This is a genomic window from Microbulbifer sp. SAOS-129_SWC (assembly GCF_039696035.1).
GTDB lineage: Bacteria > Pseudomonadota > Gammaproteobacteria > Pseudomonadales > Cellvibrionaceae > Microbulbifer.
Window position 1 is genome coordinate 926,566 of the sequence record NZ_CP155567.1, and the last position, 15,963, is coordinate 942,528.

Consider the following 15,963-nt stretch of genomic DNA (forward strand, 5'->3'; position numbering starts at 1 on the left):
CATGGCAAAACAAGTCATCAAAGTGCCTGATCTCGGCGGCGCCGATCAGGTAGATGTAATCGAAATTTCCGTTGCCGTTGGCGACACCGTGGCAGAAGAAGATGCGCTGATTGTCGTGGAAGGCGACAAGGCCTCGATGGACGTACCCGCCCCTGTGGCGGGCAAGATCCTCAGCATCTCTGTCAGCGAAGGCGATAAGGTGTCCGAGGGTGACGTGATCGGCGAGATCGAGACCGACGCCGCAGGCGACAGCGCTGAAGAGCCCGCCCAGGAGGCGGAGCAACCGGCCGAACCCGCGGCGGAGCAGCCGGCGCAACCAGCCGAGCCGCAGCAGGCTGCCGCGGCGCCCGCCGGTGAAGCCACCGAGCAGGATATTGTGGTACCCGACCTCGGCGGCGCCGATGCGGTGGACGTGATTGAAATCAGCGTCTCTGCCGGTGACGAAGTCGACGAGGGCGATTCGCTGATCGTGGTGGAAGGCGACAAGGCCTCCATGGATGTCCCGGCGCCCAAGGCGGGCACCATCGTGTCCATTTCCGTCAAGGACGGGGACAAGGTGTCCACTGGCGACGTGATCGGTGTGATGAAGGCGGTTTCCGGCGCGGCCGCGCCGGCGCAACAGCCCGCTGCCGAAGCGGCTCCGGCCACAGAACAAAAGCCCGCGACCCCGGCTGCCGAGCAGGCCGCTGCGGAGCCGCCGGCCGCGCCGCAGAAGGACCAGTATCTGGAGCGCGACCTGACCGTTTCCGCGGAGGTCTATGCCGGTCCTGCGGTGCGCAAGCTGGCCCGCGAACTGGGTGTGACCCTGAACAAGGTCAAGCCCACCGGTCCGCGCAATCGCGTTACCAAGGACGACCTGCACGCCTACGTCAAAGAGCAGGTGAAGAAGGCTGAGAGCGGCGCCGTGGGCGTCGGCGGCGGTCTGGGCATCGCCAAGATGCCGGAGATCGATTTCAGCCAGTTCGGCCCGGTCAATGTCGAGCCGATGAGCAAGATCCACAAGATCACCGCCGCCAATATGGCGCGCAACTGGCTCAACGTGCCCCACGTCACCCAGTTCGACGATGCCGACATCACCGAGCTGGAGGACTTCCGCAAGTCCATGAAAGCCGAGGCGGAAAAGCGCGGTGTGAAACTCACGCCGGTGCCGTTCCTGCTCAAGGCGGTCGCTGCGGCCCTGCGCGCAGAGCCCAGCTTCAATGTGTCGCTGCACAATGACGGTGAGCACATCGTGCGCAAGGACTATGTGCATGTGGGCATGGCGGTGGATACGCCGAAGGGCCTGATGGTGCCGGTGATCCGCGATGTCGACAAGAAAGGCCTGTACGACCTGGCGGAAGAAGCCACTGCGATGGCGCTCGCCGCCCGCGACGGCAAGCTGAAGCCGAAGGACATGCAGGGCGCCTGCTTCACCATTTCCAGCCTCGGCGCTATCGGCGGCACCGGCTTTACGCCGATCGTCAACGCGCCGGAAGTGGGGATTCTCGGTGTGTCCAGGCTGTCGGTACGGCCGGAGTGGAACGGCACGGAATTCGTACCGCGCAAAATGCTGCCGCTGGCACTGTCTTACGACCACCGCGCGGTCAACGGCGGCGACGCCGGCCGTTTCATGACCTACCTGGTCAGCATGCTGAGCGACGTACGCCGCCTGCTGCTGTAATCCAGTTGCACGGCGCGCCCTGTGTAGGGCGCGCCATGCGCTCCAACTGTTGTCGACATCCCTCCCGACCCCGCCTCAAACGTTGAATTACGCGCATAAATTTTCCCGCCAGCGCCAGCTCCAAACCCCCTCCAGCTAAACTCAGGTTGTATAAGTTTTAAGCGCAATTCTGAAAGCGAGAGGTATTCGGAAATGAAGCGCATAGGGATATTGGCCCTGTCCTCCGTGGCAGTGCTGGCGCTGCAGGGCTGCATTCTGCTTCCTGTCGAAGACGGTGGTAGAGACGACCCGTTCTTTTTTGACCCCGATGACGCCACCCAGAGTGCAGACTTTGTCGAGGTAGGCAATTACCAGCCCAACTCGGCGCTGCCGCCCGCTGCCAGCCGGCACTGTTCGGTGGATACGGATCTGGGCAAGGTGGGCTCGGCCTGCTGGTTTTTTCCGGTAATGCGGGTCTACTGATTTCTCCGCCAGGGAAGGGCGGTGAAACAATCACGGCGGTGGCGCCAGCCGCGCCGGGTTATTCACGCCAACGCCCGCCGTTGCGGCGGCGTCCAACGGAGGTAAATCGATGCTGAAAATGACGCTCACTGGCGCGGCGCTCGCCGCCGCGGCACTGCTGGCCGGTTGCGGCACCACCGACCCCCGCGATGAGGTGGTCTACCCTTATTCTCAGCCGGTACCGCGAGCGGACTACCGCGCGCCGGCCCAGCCCGCGCGTAGCTCAAGCTATTCCGGCGGCTGCCCGGGTGATGCGGAGGAGTTGGCGCCCGGCTCCATGTGTCCGGCCTCGGCCAAGTGTTTCGAAATCTCCGGTGGCAAACGTTGCATTGAATATGAAAAGTAAACGGATTTTACTCGCCTTTTCCATGTCCCTCGCCGTGCTGATCGGTGGTTGTGCCAGTTTCGATGGCGCCACGAGAATGGATGGTTTCTGGTGCGATCTGGCCGGTACCCCGCGGTACTACAGCCAGCGCACATTGCCGCTGGCAGACGTGGAGGCTTTCCCGCGCCAGTGTCTGGATGGCGATCAGCAGGTACCGGACCGCAATCAGTGCTTCTCCGAGAGCGGCGCCTGTTACCAGCTGGATGGCGGCAACTGGTGCAGTGATATCGCCAGTGGTATCTGTCCGCTGCCCGGCGAGCCGGCTCCGCCCCCCGTCGATACCGATTGCCCCGGCGGGGATAGCTGCCCGCCGTATTTCACCAACCTGCGCTGCCGCTCCGTGTGAGCGGCTAGCCCGCGCTGCTGGCGCTAGGGCGTGGTTTTTCCCGCGTCGGGCTGGTAGATCGGCCTCTCAGTCGATATATTCCGACTGGTGGGTCGCAATCGTGTCGTGACCGCACCAGTACAACCATTCTCCTATCCGTAATCGATGGCAGTCCGCGGCGGCCCAGTGCTAATGCACCGTCGCGCTAACGCCACGCGGGCCAGAAAAATATTGTCGAGGTGAACACAGCATGTCTTCAGCACAGGAATCCCTGCAGCGTTTGATCGAGGGTAATCAGCGCTTTGTTGCCGGTCGCCAGGAACAGAGCACCGCAGAAATGATGGAAAAGCGGCGCGAACTGGTGGAGGGGCAGGCGCCGTTTGCGATCATACTCGGCTGTTCAGATTCGCGTGTGCCGGCAGAGCTGGTGTTCGACCAGGGCCTCGGCGACCTGTTCGTGATCCGCGTGGCTGGCAATGTGGTGGCGCCATCGCAGATCGGCAGTATCGAGTTTGCCGCTGAGGCGTTTGGCACCCGCCTGGTCGTGGTAATGGGGCATTCCAATTGCGGTGCCATTCAGGCGACTCTGGATGAGCTGCAGCGCCCGCAGGAGAATCGCTCGCCCAACTTGCGCTCGATCGTCGATCGCATCCGCCCATCGATCGAGCCGCTGGTGGAGGCTGCCCCGCAAAGCGGCGACGAAGATCTGGTGGAACGCGCGGTACGCGCCAATATTCGCGCATCGGCCAGGCAGCTGCGCTACGGCTCGCAGATTCTGGAAGAGTTGGTGCAGAGCGGCGAACTGATGATTGTGGGTGCCGAGTATTCTCTGGAAACCGGCGAGGTGGATTTCTTCGAGGGCGTAGACGCCGGCTGATATGCGCTGGATTAGTGGAGTCCTGATCGCCATTGATCAACTGGGCAACGCCCTCGCCGGTGGCAACCCGGATTCCACCATTTCCGCGCGCACCGGCTATTTTGCCCGCGTGCAGGAAACCCCGTTCCGCCCGTGGTGGCGGGCGATGGAAGCCGTGATTGACTTTACTTTTTCTCCGCTGGAAGGGCCGGGTCACTGCTACCGGGCCTACCGCAATGACGATGAAGAACACCGCGAAGGCAGCGACCTGATGCGCGGTTTGCTCGGTGTGATTGTGATTCTCGCCTGTATACCCTTGTCATTACTGACACGGCTTTATGCCTTGCTATTTCGTTGTGGAAAGTAGCACGCCGCTTATCGGGTACCCCGCACAGGTTTGCCGGCGAATTATCTAGAGTGCGCGGAACGAAAAAGGGCGGACACAAGGTCCGCCCCTACGGAACCAACCCCGCGGCCCGCATAACTTCAGTGCCAAACGGTTGCCGTAAGTGACTCAGTAAATTTGAGCCAAATAACAGGATCTGTAGGGGTGAACCCCGTGTTCGCCCAGCCCTTTTGGGAGGCCGTACGCTTGGTCCAGCGGTACCCTTGTTCTAACGCGGGTGAGCGGGCATCAAGCCGGTTCCTCCACGTCCTGCGGCAACTGAGGCTCGGTCTGGCGACGGGCTTTCTGCCGCCCGCCGAGACTGCGCAGCGCGACATAAAACACCGGCGTCAGCAACAGCCCGAACAGTGTTACGCCGATCATGCCGGTAAACACGGTGATACCCATCACGTTGCGCACTTCACTGCCGGCACCGTGGGCGAGGACCAGCGGAACCACACCGGCGATAAATGCCACTGAGGTCATGATGATCGGCCGCAGGCGCAGCCGGCAGGCTTCCAGCGCCGCTTGCAGCGGATTCAGGCCATTGTGGATTTCCAGCTCGCGAGCGAACTCCACAATCAGGATCGCGTTCTTACATGCGAGCCCCATCAAGACCAGCAGGCCCACCTGTACGAACACATTGTTGTCGCCACCGGTCAGCCACACGCCGAACAGCGCAGCCAGCAGGCACATGGGCACGATCAGGATCACTGCCAGCGGCAGCACCCAGCTCTCGTAGAGCGCGGCCAGCACCAGGAATACCAGCAGCAGGGCCAGTGGAAAGACCACCATCGCCGCGTTGCCCTGGGTGATCTGCTGGAAGCTGAGATCGGTCCACTCGATCTTCATGCCCGCCGGCAGGGTTTTATCGGCGACCTGCTGTACCGCCGCCAGCGCCTGGCTGGAGGAGAGCTGGGCCGGATCCGACTGGCCGATCAGGTCCGCGGCCGGATAGCCGTTGTAGCGGATCACCGGGTCAGGGCCAAAGCTCTTGTGCAGTTTCACCATGGTATTGATCGGTACCATTTCGCCACGGTTGTTGCGCGTGTAGAGCAGATCGATATCGCGCACCTCGTCGCGGAAGGGCGCATCGGCCTGAGCCACCACCCTGTAAGTGCGGCCGAGCATATTGAAGTCGTTCAGGTACAGCGAGCCAAAATACAGCTGCAGCGTGCCGAACAGGTCATCCAGTGCGACGCCCTGCGCCTTGGCCTGCTCGCGGTCCACCTCTGCATCCAGTTGCGGCACATTGGCCTGATAGGAGCTGAACGGGAAGCTCAGCCCGGGCGTCTGGCTCAATGCACCGGCGAGCTGGTTGGTGGCATTTTGCAGCGCGCCGTAGCCGGCGCCGTTGCGGTCCTGCACATACAGGGAATAGCCGGAGCCGGCACCGAGACCGAAGATCGGCGGCGGCATAAAGGTCACCGCAAACCCCTCCTTGATCTGCGCCAGCTTGCCATTCAGTTCCGCGGCGATCTGCTGGGCGCTGCGCTCGCGTTTGCTGAAATCATCGAACAGGATGAACACCGTGCCCACGTTGGGCGTGTTGGTGCGCTGCAGCGCGTTAAAGCCGACAAACGCTGCCGCGTGGGCCACGCCTTCGGTCTGCATGGCCAGTTCGCTGACCCGGCGCGCCACTGCCTCGGTGCGATCCAGCGAGGCGCCCTCCGGCAGGCGGATGCTGCCGACCAGATAGGTTTTGTCCTGGGTCGGGATAAAGCCGCCCGGTACCTGCTGGAACAGGGCGACGGTGGCGCCGAGTAGCAGTGCGTAAATGCCGAATACCAGTCCGCGGCGCTTCAGGCTTTTGCCCACCAGTCCCTGGTAGCCGTTGCTACTGCGCTGGAAAAAGCGGTTGAACGGGCGGAAGATCCAGCCGCACAGCCGGTCGATAATGCGCGCCGGCAGGTCCGGTGCGGCACCGCGGGGTTTCAGCAGCGTCGCCGCCAGCGCCGGCGACAGGGTCAGCGAGTTGATCGCCGAGATTACCGTGGCGATGGCAATCGCCATGGCGAACTGGCGGTAGAACTGGCCGGTGATTCCGTCGAGAAACGCCATCGGCACGAACACCGCACACAACACCAGGCTGATCGCCACGATCGGTCCGCTGACCTCGCGCATGGCCTTGTGTGCCGCCGCCAGCGGCGCCAGCCCCTCCTCGATATTGCGCTCGACGTTTTCCACCACCACGATCGCATCGTCGACCACGATGCCGATCGCCAGCACCATGCCGAACAGGGTCAGGGTATTGATGGAAAAGCCGAGCAGGTTCAGTACCGCGAAGGTGCCGACAATCGAGACCGGCACCGCCAGTAGCGGAATCAGTGACGCGCGCCAGGTCTGCAGGAACAGGATCACCACCAGTACCACCAGCAGCACCGCTTCCAGCAGTGTCTGGATCACCGCCTTGATCGAGGTGCTGACAAACACGGTGGGGTCGTAGGCGATTTTCCACTCCAGCCCTTCCGGGAACTGATCGTCGAGCTCCTCCATTTTCTGGCGTACCGCGCGCGAGACTTCCAGCGAGTTGGAGCCTGGGGCCTGGAAGATCGGCAGCGCCACCGCCTGGCTGCCATCGAGCAGCGCACGCAGTGAGTCCTGGGACGAGGCCAGCTCGATGCGGGCCACGTCGCGCAGGTGGGTAATCTCGCCGTCGGCGCCGGTTTTCAGCACGATATCGCCGAATTGCTCCGGGGTTTTCAGGCGGCCTTTGGCGTTGATCGACATCAGGAAGTCGGAGCCCTTGGGCATCGGCGGCGCGCCGATCTGGCCGGCGGACACCTGCACATTCTGTTCGCGCACCGCACGGGTGATATCCGCAGCGGTGACGCCCAGCGACGCCGCCTTCTGCGGATCTATCCACAGGCGCATGGCGTAGTCACCGGAACCGAACAGACCCGCCTGGCCGACGCCGGGAATACGTGCCAGCTCGTCGCGGATATGCAACACCGCATAGTTGCGGATATAGGTCGCATCGAAGCGGTCATCCGGCGACAGCAGGTGCACCGCCATCATCAGGTTGGGCGACTGCTTCTGTGTGGTCACACCCTGGCGGCGCACGTCTTCCGGCAGCCGCGGCAGTGCCTGCGACACGCGATTCTGTACCTGCACCTGAGCGCGGTCCGGGTCGGTGCCGAGTTCGAATGTCAGCGTGAGCGTCAGAGTGCCGTCACTGCCGGCCACCGACTTCATGTAGATCATGTGCTCGACGCCGTTGATGGCCTCCTCCAGCGGCGTGGCCACGGTTTCGGAAATGGTCTTGGGGTTGGCGCCCGGATAGCGGGCGGTCACTGCCACTGTCGGCGGTACCACCTCCGGGTATTCGCTCACCGGCAGCACCGGAATGCTGACCAGGCCGACGACGAAAATGATGATCGACAGCACCGAGGCGAAAATCGGCCGGTCGACGAAAAAGCGCGAAAAGTTCATACACGATTACCCTGTGCGCGGCGCAGTGCGCCGCGCGGTATTGGCGTTGATTAATAGCTGTGGGGAAGGCAGTGGCGCGGTTCAGCGCTGCGCCACCTGTCGCGCCGGGTCTTCGCCCTGCATCTGCACCAGCTGCGGCTGCACTTCCATTCCGGGGACGAAGATTTTCTGCAGGCCGTTCACCACTATGCGCTCGCCGCTGTGCAGTCCGCTGCGCACCAGCACCCGGTCGCCCTGGGTCTGGCCCGTCTGTACGTCGCGGCGCAGGGCTCGGTTGTCACTGCCGACGACATAGACAAAGCGGCGGTCCTGGTCGGTCAGTACCGCCTTGCGGTCCACCAGCAGTGCGCTGGACAGGTTTGCGGTGGGCATCTCCACGCGCGCGAACTGTCCGGGCCGGAAGCTACCGTCCGGGTTGGCGACGACGGCGCGCAGTTGCAGAGTGCCGGTGTGGCTGTTGAGGCGGTTGTCGACAAAATCCAGCTGGCCGTGGTGTGGATAACCGTCCTCACCGCCAAGGCCGACGTTCACCTGCAGTGGCTGATGACTTTCGAGTAGCGCGCGGCTGTTTGCCAGGGTGCGCTGGCTGCCTTCGAAATAGACATACATCGGATCGACGGAAACGAGGGTGGTCAGCAGTGTCTGGTCGGCGCCGGCGAGATTGCCGGGGGTGACCAGGGCGCGACCGGCGCGGCCACTGATCGGGGCGGTGACGCGGGTATAGCTCAGTTCCAGGCGGGCGTTTTCCTGCGCCGCGGCGGCGGCGTCGACGGCGGCGTGGGCGCTGTCGCTGGCCGCCTGGCGGCGGTCGAACTCTTCGCGGGAAATCGCGTGGCTGGCCAGTAGCTGGCGCGCGCGCCTGGCCTGGCTGTCGGCCAGAGTCAGCTGGCTTTTGGCCTGTGCCAGTCGCGCCACTGCCGCCTTGACGCGGGCTTGATATGGGCGCGGATCAATCTCGAACAGCACCTGGCCGCGCGTCACCAGCTCGCCCTCGGTGAAATTGACCGACTCGATATAGCCGCCTACGCGCGGGCGCAGGTCCACGGTTTCCGGTGCGGCGACGCGGCCGGTAAAGTTTTCCCACAGCGTAGTGGCGCCGGCGCTCACTTCGGCCACCTCGACCACCGGCGGCTTCGGTCGCGGCTGGGCCGTGCTGCTGTCGCATCCATGCAGCCATGGCAGGGTGAGCAGTAACAGGGTCAGAAAACGGGTTACAGGCATCATTGGGCATCCTTCGGTTTGCGGGGCGCGACAGGGAAAGGTGGCACGCCTCCATCGGAGGCGAACTCTAGCCTCGGGAGCGCATCAAACGGTATCCGGTTACTGTGTGTTGATTGCCTGATTCTGTTTGCGTTTGGTGGGTGTCTATACTGTCAGGGAAAAGTTACCGGCGGTGACGGGCTTGGAGGACTGTTCGAATAATATCGGTCATTGTGCTGCAGGGCCCGTGAATAGTGACTTTTACGGAATTGTGTCGCTTTGCTTATTGCTACAGGTTGCTTGCCCAATTCTGCAAAGTTCTAAGACGCTTGCCCAAAACTCCGTATAATGGCCGCTCATTTCAAGAGGTAGTGCCGGGCAGCTGGCGGGGTTGGTGGAGAGTGCCGATAGTGAGTGAATTGACACAGCGGGCCGATACAGGGGCCCTGGAACAGCAGCGGCAGGCACTGGCACAGCGGATACAGCGCTGGACAGTGGAGCCCGGGTTGCAGGACACGGCGCTGCCGGGCCTGGCGCTGGGGCGCTCGGACTCTACCACCAGTCGCTGCGCCTCGTCGGTGTACGAGCCGTCGCTCGCCTTTATCGTACAGGGCAGCAAGAGCCTGCAGCTGGGCGATCGCGAAATCGTATACCGGCCGCTCAGTTACCTGGCCACATCGGTACACCTGCCGGTGCTGGGGCGGGTGCAGGAGGCGAGCGTGGACAAACCCTATCTCGGCGTCAAGTTGACGGTGGATCCGCAGGAACTCACCGACCTGGTGATCGAGCTCGGTGATGAGGCGCCGCCGCTGGAGGCGGAATCGCCGTGCCCACAGGTTTCCTGTGGCCTGTGTGTGGCGCAGATGGACGCGGCCATGCTGGATGCGGTGGGACGCCTGGTGCAGCTGCTGGATTCGCCGGCAGACGCGCCGATCCTGGCGCCGCTGGCGCGCCGGGAAATCCTCTACCGGGCGCTGATGGGAGAGATGGGGCCACGCATGCGCAAGTTCGCTGTCGCCGATAGCCAGGCGCACCGGGTGTCGCGGGTGATCGCGGAATTGAAGGATCGCTTCAGCCAGCCGCTGCGCATCGGTGAATTGGCCGAGCGCGCCAATATGAGCGAGTCGTCGCTGTACCACAGCTTCAAGCAGGTGACGCGCATGTCGCCGCTGCAGTTCCAGAAAAAACTGCGCCTGCACGAGGCGCGGCGCCTGATGCTGAGCGAAGGTCTGGAGGCGGCCTCGGCCAGCTACCGGGTGGGTTACGAGAGCCCGTCCCAGTTCAGCCGCGAGTACAGCCGTATGTTCGGCGCGCCGCCGCGGGCGGATGTGAACCGGCTGCGCGGCGAGCACAGGATGCCCGCCTGAGGCGCTATTTTTCCCGCTAAGACTGCTTCGGCGCGAACAGGCTGCACCAGCCGTCCGGGCTGATGCTGCCCTCGACGAGTTGGCAGCTGCCCGGTGCAACAAAGAACTGGCAGGCGGAGCACTTTTTACCGTCTTTGGGGCTGTCCTGGTATTTCACGGTTTCCTTGCTTACCTTGCTCTGCGCGCTGGCGCGATCGGTGGCAATCATTGCCGCCGGTAGCAGGATCATCGAACAGCCGGCCAGTTTCAGAAACTTGCGCCGCTGCAATTTTCGCTTTTCTTCGCTCATGGCGGGGAACCTCGTCTATTTCATAGTTGGCAACGCTTTCAGATTAGCAGCTGGAAGAAAATCGCTGCGGTCCATCAGTCCAGTCCAGCGGCGCTGCGCATTGCTAATCGAGAATCGATCGCATTTTTATTTGTGGCATAAAAAGGCGGCATCGGGAGATGCCGCCTTTTGCTCAGATTACCTGCGCGCTGTGAATCAGCGATACAACAGGATTTTGCCCACGGATTTGTCATCGCTCTGCGATACCACCCGCACCTTCAGGCCGTAGGATGTCAGCACGCGGCCGGCGTCGGGCATCGCCGCATCGCTGTAGTCGGCGCTGTCGTCGAACACCGGATTGCGCTGGGTGTAGAAATCGCGCAGCAGCAGGCCGTAGCGGTCGAGCAGGTCGAGGATGGATTTGTCCTGCTTGTCGATGCCGAAGGCTGCGTCGTGGATCTGGTAGCGCGTGGAGGCAACACTGTGATCGTTCCAGCTGACCGGGTGCTGGTCTGCATCGACCACGCCGAGGAAACCTTTACCCGGGTGCATGCCGACCCAGTTTTCGTCATAACCTTCGTCTGCATACCAGACTACCAGGCCCTCATTGAAGGCCAGCATCTGTCCGCCTACGTTGATATGGCTGAGGCCGACATCGACGCCGCTGTGCGTGCGCCACTCCAGCAGGTAGTGGTGCGGGTACAAGTTGAACCCGGGGTTACGGGTAAAGCCGGCGAGGCTGGAGGTGCCTGCGCTCTCGGCGTCATCGGCGAGCAGGGTGGCGCCGTCGGCGGTGACCTGGATATCGTCAGCGTAGAAACCGGGATTCGCGACGGCGCCGTCGGTCCAGTAGTAAAACACCAGGTAAAACTGCTGGCCGGCATAGGCGCTCAAGTCGAACTCGGCATCCTTCCAGCCACCGGAGGCTCCGGTGATGCCATAGCCGGGATTCTGGTTATGGGGGCTGCTGGTGGTGCTGATATTGCCGGCGATCGGGGTCAGGCCGGCGGCGTTGTAGACACCTACAAACGCATAGTCCCAGTCCTGTTCGATATCGTACCAGGCCTTGAAGTCCACCTTGGCGCTGGTGGCGCCGCGGAGGTCGACCGGTACCAGCATATAGTTATTCAGCGCGTTGCCCCGGCCACTGTAATAGGCGTATTCCCCACTGGTCGGAACCGTGTAAGTCTCTTTCCGGTCCGGCAGGTCGATACGGATCGCATCGTTGTTGGTGCCCTTGCTGGCGGCCTGATCCAGCAGTGCCTCGACGCCGCCGGCCGGAATATCCTCTAGCGCTACGGTGGTGCCGTGCAGCCAGTTGCCGCCGTGGTATTGCTGCAGGAATTCCTTCGACCAGGCAGAGAAGCCGGTGGGCTCGGCGCCGGGGATGGTGCCGGCCCAGCTACCATTGGACATGATCGACCAGGAGGAAACCGGTTCGCCGCGGCCGCTGTACTGGGTGTCGTACTCGTCCGGCAGGCCCAGGTCGTGGCCGTATTCGTGGCTGACCACGCCGGCGGCGGCGTCGGCGGGCTGGATGGTGTAGTCGAGGGCGGCCATCATGCCGCCCCACTCGTCGATTTCGCTGCTGCTGCCGGGGATCGGGAAGAAGTCGCCCAGATTCCAGCGGTGCGCCCAGATGGCGTCTTCGCCCAGCTGGCCACCGCCGGCTTCCTCGCCGACGGACGAATGAATAATCAACACGTGGTCGACGAGGCCGTCCGGCTCCCAGAAGTTGCCGTCGCCGTCCAGGTCATAGCGGTCCTCGACATCGAAATCAGACAGGTTCACGGACGGATCTGCGGCGGCGGCCACCAGCGCCTCGCGCACCAGTGCGCGCGCGTCGCCGTCGACATTGTTGCCGTAGAAGGCGGCGGGCTGGCTGGCCATATACCAACCGGCCACGGCACCGTCGACGGTGTAGCTGTGGCCGGACTGCTGCCAGTAGTACTGCTCCATCGAAATCAGGTTTTCGCCGTGGGGGCCGGCGAAGCCGGTTTTGGAGAACAGCAGGTCGGCGTAGTGCTCGGGCGTGTAATCCGCGTAGTACATATTGGTTTCCCCGGGCTGAATGCTGTTGTGGGGAAAGTCCGGGAACTCCATCAGGATCGCGAGGATACGCGCGGTATGCGGCTTGCCGTCATAGTCTTCAGGAACCAGCGGCGCCGGTACATTTTTCTTGCTCGCGCCCAGCTTGTTGCCGTGACCGTTTTGTAGCGCCAGCTTGATGTTGTTGCCGTGGGCCTCGGTGAGCAGCTGCGCGCTTTCATCGGCGAGGTCGTGGCTGTGCCGTTGATTCTTTGCGGCGCGCTCGCGCAGGTAGGTGCGCAGTGCGGCTTCGGCCTCGGCCATGGTGGCGCCGTCGGCGATACGTCCGGACTTGCGCAGCATTTCCATCAGTTTGGCCTCGTTGGCCACGGCCAGATCCACGGGGCCGCCGTGCGCGATTGGTCCCGCGGCGGCCTGGGTGCCGGCGCTGATCAGGCCGAGTGTCAGGGCCCCGGCGGCGAGCAGTTTATGGGGTTTCAACATAGTTCCCTCGTTGTTGTTTTTTCCGGTTTACAGTCTTGGATGATCGCGGACGGGGCGCGGCGCTGACCGCGCTATGGACTCGAGGTCGAGCGTTCCCTGGCCCGTTGTCGGGGCCTGCCCGCAGTGACCGGATTAATGGTCACTGCGGCTGTAACGAGCGGCGGGGAAAAATGCGCAATGAATAGCGCGTCAAATGTTGAGAATCACTTCAAATAAAGATTTTTTTGGAACGTACCGTCCCAATTGCAAGGCGCAATGGGTTACCGGCGTACCGATTGCGTAGCGGAGTCACGCAAGGGGAGATGGGCGCGTCAGGGCGTCGCTGCGGGCCAGGGTAGGGTCATGCGGATGTGCAGACCGCCGCCGCTGCGATTGTGCAGTTGCAGGTGTCCGCCGTGCGCCTCGACGATCTCGCGGCACAGCGCCAGCCCCAGGCCGACGCCCTGGGGCTTGGTGGAGTAAAACGGCAGCAGTGCCTGCTGCAGGACCTTTTCGCTCATGCCGCTGCCGCGGTCGTTGACGGTGAGGTACTGGCCGCGGTTGTCGGCGGAGATTTGCAGCTCGATCGCGTCGGCGTCGCTGCCGGCTTCGACGGCATTCTTGAACAGGTTGAGCAGCGCCTGCTCGATCTGCACGGGATCGAAATAACCCGGACGCGCGGGCAGGTCGCCTTGCAGCGTAAACGGCTGCAGCGGCGCCAGCCGTTCGATCAGCTGGTGCCATTGGACGGTTTCGCAGCTGGGTGCCGGCAGTTTGGCAAAGCGCGCATAGCCCTGGGTGAATTCGGTCAGGTGCTGGCAGCGCTCGGCAATAGTGTTGAACACCTTTTCCAGCGTGGCGCGCTGCTGCGCTTGCGTATTCTCCAGCCGTGCGGCCAGCAGTTGGCCGCTGTGTGCCATCGAGGATATCGGCGCGAGGGAATTGTTCAGTTCGTGGCTGATCACGCGGATAACTTTTTTCCACACCTGTACTTCGGCGCGGGTCAATTCGCGGGTCATTTCGCGAATCAGGATCAGGCGGTGGCGATTGGCATTCAGTACAAAATCGCTGTGGCTGACATGGTGGGTCTGTGGCGTGTCGCCATCGGTAATGTTGAACAGGCCATCGCGATCACGCTCGATGGCATCGGCGAGCTCTGTCGGGCAGTCTGCCAGTACTTGTGGCAACCGCAGGCCCTGCAGCGGCTTGCCGCGATGGAGCAGGTGGCGCGCACTGGTGTTGCTGTAGACGATGCGACCGGACTGATCAATAAGCAGCAGTGCCTGGGGCGAGCTTTGCATTACCGTATCCAGCAACAGCTCGCGCTGGTAAATATGTGCGCGTTCGCGCCGCAGGATTTCGCCAACGTCGTTGTATAGCCCCGCAATACGCCCCAGCTCGTCGTCGCGTTGCGGTGGTAGCGATGTGGAAAATTCCCGGTCGCGGAAATTGAGCATGCCGCTTTCCAGCGCCTTCAGTGCGCGATTCATCGGTGCGGTGACCGGGCGCAGTAGCAGAATGGCGACGACGATCGCGAGAGCGAATCCGCCGCTCAAGGCGAGGCGCAGGTCCAGCCCGTAGTAGAGCAGTGCAAAAGGAATGCTCGTGCCGCAGGCCACTGCCAGCAATGTCGCGGCGAGGATGCGGCCCTCGAGGGAAAACTTGCTGCGCATCAGTAGGGAATGCCGTATTTGTCCAGGCGGCGATAGAGTGCCTGGCGGCTGAGGCCGAGTTCGCGCGCGGCCTGGGCGATCACCCCGTTGCAGTTGGCCAGCGTCTCTTCGAGTAGCTCGCGGCTGGGCTCGAACTGCAGCTCGCTCTTGCACTGGGTTTCTGGCGGTGGCAGGTCGAGGTCGTTTTCATCGATGGTGTCGCCAGCGCACAGCAGTGCGGCGCGTTGCATCTTGTTCTGCAGTTCGCGCACATTGCCCGGCCAGCTGTAATGCATCAGCGCGCTCTGCGCCTGCGGGGAGAGTTTTTTGCGATCGCCCAACCTGTCGGGCAAAAAACTCCGCGCCAGCGGCAGTATGTCTTCGGCACGCTCGCGCAGTGCCGGTACTTTCAGTTCGATCACATTCAGGCGGTAAAACAGGTCCTGACGAAAATTCCCCGCCGCGATCTGCTGCGGCAGGTCGCTGTTGGTCGCGCTGATGACCCGCACCCTGACCTTGCGGGTGTGACTGCTGCCGAGGCGTTGGAACTCGCCGGTCTGCAGTACCCGCAACAGCTTTACCTGGCCGGCAGCGGAGAGCTCGCCGATTTCGTCGAGGAACAGGGTACCGCCGTCGGCGGCCTCGAAACGGCCCTCGCGCGCGCGGTTACCGGCGCCGGTATAGGCGCCGGCCTCGGCGCCGAACAGTTCCGCTTCCATCAGCTCTTCCGGCAGAGCGCCCACGTTAACCTTGAGGTAGGGGCCGTCGCGCAGCGCTGAGTTGGCCTGCACGATATCGGCAATCTTTTCCTTGCCGGCGCCGTTGGGGCCAGTGATCAGCACCGGCACATCGGCGCGGGCAATCTGGGTGGTCATTTCCAGCAGCTTTTGCATCATCTCGCTGCGGTAGGTGATTCCCTGCAGGTCGAATTGCTGACGCAGTTGCTGGCGCGCCTGCAGCGCCCGCTGCTGCGATTGGCGGCGCTGCTGCTGCAGTTCGCTCAGTTCGAGCAGGTTCTTGACCGTGGCGACCAGTTTGTTGTCGTCCCAGGGCTTGCCCAGGTAATCGGCGGCACCGGCCTTGACCAGTTCCACCGCCATCTCCAGCTGGGTCCAGGCGGTGAGCAGGATCACCGGCAGGTCCGGAGCCTGTTCGCGCATGGCGAAAAACAGTTCGCGCCCCTCCTCTCCGGAGGTGGTGTCGGCGCTGAAGTTCATATCCTGGATGACCAGGCTGATATCCGGCTGCTCGCGCAGCAGCTGCAGGCCGGCCTGGGGCGTGACCGCGCTGACGCTGTCGATCTGGTGCAGCGACAGCAGCAGCTCCAGTGCGGAGAGGATGCCGGGGTTGTCGTCGATCAGCAGGACTTTATCCATTCGAGAATGCCACAAATAAAAACGGGCGCGTCTGCGCCCGAGTTG

General features: G+C 63.0%; 13 protein-coding genes. 7 read left to right on the forward strand and 6 right to left on the reverse strand.

Translation table 11 applies throughout. From position 1 onward, the window contains the following. Window position 1 precedes the first annotated feature (1 nt). The 6 genes from aceF (at window position 2) to ABDK11_RS03980 (ending at window position 4,094) form a co-directional block, all read left to right on the forward strand. Window positions 2-1,660, forward strand: coding sequence for a dihydrolipoyllysine-residue acetyltransferase (gene aceF, locus ABDK11_RS03955; RefSeq protein WP_346839002.1), 1,659 nt, complete (start codon window positions 2-4; stop codon window positions 1,658-1,660). A 192-nt stretch (window positions 1,661-1,852) separates the two neighbouring features. Next, window positions 1,853-2,122, forward strand: a complete 270-nt coding sequence (locus ABDK11_RS03960) for a hypothetical protein (RefSeq protein WP_346839003.1) — start codon at window positions 1,853-1,855, stop codon at window positions 2,120-2,122. A gap of 109 nt (window positions 2,123-2,231) precedes the next feature. After that, window positions 2,232-2,507: a hypothetical protein gene (locus tag ABDK11_RS03965; protein ID WP_346839004.1), complete on the forward strand. Its 276-nt coding sequence runs from the start codon at window positions 2,232-2,234 to the stop codon at window positions 2,505-2,507. Next, window positions 2,497-2,892 carry a hypothetical protein gene (locus ABDK11_RS03970; protein ID WP_346839005.1) on the forward strand — a complete coding sequence of 132 codons (396 nt, stop codon included), beginning with the start codon at window positions 2,497-2,499 and terminating at the stop codon, window positions 2,890-2,892. Before ABDK11_RS03965 ends, ABDK11_RS03970 begins: the two co-directional genes overlap by 11 nt. 229 nt (window positions 2,893-3,121) lie before the next feature. Then, entirely contained in the window at window positions 3,122-3,748 is a 627-nt protein-coding gene (locus ABDK11_RS03975; RefSeq protein WP_346839006.1) for a carbonic anhydrase, read from the forward strand. Window position 3,749: 1 nt separating this feature from the next. Beyond that, complete coding sequence (locus ABDK11_RS03980) at window positions 3,750-4,094, forward strand: hypothetical protein (RefSeq protein WP_346839007.1); 345 nt, start codon at window positions 3,750-3,752, stop codon at window positions 4,092-4,094. A gap of 267 nt (window positions 4,095-4,361) precedes the next feature. Here the strand turns inward: ABDK11_RS03980 and ABDK11_RS03985 are convergent, their stop codons facing one another. Then, a complete protein-coding gene (locus ABDK11_RS03985; protein WP_346839008.1) occupies window positions 4,362-7,544 on the reverse strand; it encodes a multidrug efflux RND transporter permease subunit in 3,183 nt (1,060 codons plus the stop codon). An 81-nt stretch (window positions 7,545-7,625) separates the two neighbouring features. Then, window positions 7,626-8,768 carry an efflux RND transporter periplasmic adaptor subunit gene (locus tag ABDK11_RS03990; protein ID WP_346839009.1) on the reverse strand — a complete coding sequence of 381 codons (1,143 nt, stop codon included), beginning with the start codon at window positions 8,766-8,768 and terminating at the stop codon, window positions 7,626-7,628. A 386-nt stretch (window positions 8,769-9,154) separates the two neighbouring features. On the opposite strand from ABDK11_RS03990, the gene ABDK11_RS03995 reads away from it, so the two are divergent. Further along, entirely contained in the window at window positions 9,155-10,111 is a 957-nt protein-coding gene (locus ABDK11_RS03995; RefSeq protein WP_346839010.1) for an AraC family transcriptional regulator, read from the forward strand. 16 nt (window positions 10,112-10,127) lie between these two features. On the opposite strand, the gene ABDK11_RS04000 is transcribed toward ABDK11_RS03995, so the two are convergent. From ABDK11_RS04000 to ABDK11_RS04015, 4 genes are all read right to left on the reverse strand, one after another. Beyond that, window positions 10,128-10,400 carry a high-potential iron-sulfur protein gene (locus ABDK11_RS04000; protein WP_346839011.1) on the reverse strand — a complete coding sequence of 91 codons (273 nt, stop codon included), beginning with the start codon at window positions 10,398-10,400 and terminating at the stop codon, window positions 10,128-10,130. 195 nt (window positions 10,401-10,595) lie between these two features. After that, window positions 10,596-12,911 (reverse strand): immune inhibitor A domain-containing protein, encoded by a 2,316-nt coding sequence (locus ABDK11_RS04005; RefSeq protein ID WP_346839012.1) that lies wholly within the window; start codon window positions 12,909-12,911, stop codon window positions 10,596-10,598. Window positions 12,912-13,222: 311 nt separating this feature from the next. Further along, a complete protein-coding gene (locus ABDK11_RS04010; protein WP_346839013.1) occupies window positions 13,223-14,563 on the reverse strand; it encodes an ATP-binding protein in 1,341 nt (446 codons plus the stop codon). Beyond that, window positions 14,563-15,918, reverse strand: coding sequence for a sigma-54 dependent transcriptional regulator (locus ABDK11_RS04015; RefSeq protein WP_346839014.1), 1,356 nt, complete (start codon window positions 15,916-15,918; stop codon window positions 14,563-14,565). The genes ABDK11_RS04010 and ABDK11_RS04015 overlap by 1 nt, the downstream gene beginning before the upstream one ends. Window positions 15,919-15,963: the final 45 nt, after the last annotated feature.

Bases quoted from the DNA above. Each gene is read 5' to 3' on its own strand.
- ABDK11_RS03965 (WP_346839004.1), top strand. From the start codon at position 2,232: ATGCTGAAAATGACGCTCACTGGCGCGGCGCTCGCCGCCGCGGCACTG.
- ABDK11_RS03960 (WP_346839003.1), top strand. From the start codon at position 1,853: ATGAAGCGCATAGGGATATTGGCCCTGTCCTCCGTGGCAGTGCTGGCG.
- ABDK11_RS03970 (WP_346839005.1), top strand. From the start codon at position 2,497: ATGAAAAGTAAACGGATTTTACTCGCCTTTTCCATGTCCCTCGCCGTG.
- aceF (WP_346839002.1), top strand. From the start codon at position 2: ATGGCAAAACAAGTCATCAAAGTGCCTGATCTCGGCGGCGCCGATCAG.
- ABDK11_RS04015 (WP_346839014.1), bottom strand. From the start codon at position 15,918: ATGGATAAAGTCCTGCTGATCGACGACAACCCCGGCATCCTCTCCGCA.
- ABDK11_RS03975 (WP_346839006.1), top strand. From the start codon at position 3,122: ATGTCTTCAGCACAGGAATCCCTGCAGCGTTTGATCGAGGGTAATCAG.
- ABDK11_RS04005 (WP_346839012.1), bottom strand. From the start codon at position 12,911: ATGTTGAAACCCCATAAACTGCTCGCCGCCGGGGCCCTGACACTCGGC.
- ABDK11_RS04000 (WP_346839011.1), bottom strand. From the start codon at position 10,400: ATGAGCGAAGAAAAGCGAAAATTGCAGCGGCGCAAGTTTCTGAAACTG.
- ABDK11_RS03990 (WP_346839009.1), bottom strand. From the start codon at position 8,768: ATGATGCCTGTAACCCGTTTTCTGACCCTGTTACTGCTCACCCTGCCA.
- ABDK11_RS03980 (WP_346839007.1), top strand. From the start codon at position 3,750: ATGCGCTGGATTAGTGGAGTCCTGATCGCCATTGATCAACTGGGCAAC.
- ABDK11_RS04010 (WP_346839013.1), bottom strand. From the start codon at position 14,563: ATGCGCAGCAAGTTTTCCCTCGAGGGCCGCATCCTCGCCGCGACATTG.
- ABDK11_RS03985 (WP_346839008.1), bottom strand. From the start codon at position 7,544: ATGAACTTTTCGCGCTTTTTCGTCGACCGGCCGATTTTCGCCTCGGTG.